1 protein-coding gene is annotated in these 1,004 nt (G+C 67.1%); it reads left to right on the top strand.

Features of this window, described 5'->3' with window-relative positions; translation table 11 throughout:
• Window positions 1-52: 52 nt before the first annotated feature.
• On the top strand, window positions 53-1,004 hold a 952-nt coding region (gcvT, locus tag EN780_RS35075; RefSeq protein ID WP_128276529.1), incomplete at its 3' end, for a glycine cleavage system aminomethyltransferase GcvT.

The following is a 1,004-nucleotide window of genomic DNA, read 5'->3' on the forward strand; positions in this document are numbered from 1 at the left end:
GGCACGGACTGGTCGCCATCAGCGGCCGATTGCGTGCGACTCTGGAGATGACATGACGGGCGACGAAACCAAACACCTACCCCTCGAGGATCTGCATACAGCTGCTGGCGCGCGCTTTGGCGCGTTCGCCGGCTGGTCGATGCCGCTCACCTATCCTGCCGGGGTGATGAAGGAGCACCTTCACACCCGCGAGCATGCCGGCCTGTTCGACATTTCGCACATGAAGCTGTTCCTGGTTAGCGGCCCGGGCGCGATTGCCTTGCTCAACCGCGCCTGCGCGCTCGATGCCGGCGCGCTTGAGATTTCCCAATCGAAATACACCTTCTTCCTCAACGAGGCCGCCGGCATCATCGACGACCTCATCATCACCAGGCTTGGCGACGACCGCTTCATGGTCGTCGCCAATGCCGGCAACGCAGCCGTCGACGAGAAGCATCTGCGGGCGCTGGCCGGGGATTTCGAGGCAAAGGTGGATGCGCTCGACCGCGTCTTCCTCGCCATCCAGGGTCCCGAGGCCTGGGCCGCCCTCGCCCGCGCCGGCATCGAGACCGGCTCGCTGCTGTTCATGCACGGCATCGAGCCGCGCCAAAACTGGTTCATGAGCCGTTCCGGCTACACCGGCGAGGACGGCTTCGAGATCGGTCTGCCGGAAGCGGATGCGCGGGCTCTGGTCGCGACATTGCTCAAGGACGAGCGCGTCGCGTGGATCGGCCTTGCCGCTCGCGACAGTCTGCGGCTGGAAGCGGGGCTCTGCCTGCACGGCCAGGACATCACCGAGGAATTCGACCCGGCCAGCGCCGGCCTGATGTGGGCCATCCCCAAGGACATCCGCGCGACCGGCACCTTCATCGGCGCCGATGCGCTGCGCGCCATCCTGGAGCGCGGCCCGGCGCAGAAACGTGTCGGGCTGAAGCCGGAGGGCCGCCAGCCGGTGCGTGCGGGCGCTGCCCTGTTCGACGCCGACGGCAGTCCTGCCGGCCATGTCACATCGGGCGGTTTTGGCC

This window comes from Mesorhizobium sp. M4B.F.Ca.ET.089.01.1.1, from assembly GCF_004022605.1.
In the GTDB taxonomy this organism is placed as follows: Bacteria; Pseudomonadota; Alphaproteobacteria; order Rhizobiales; family Rhizobiaceae; genus Mesorhizobium; species Mesorhizobium abyssinicae.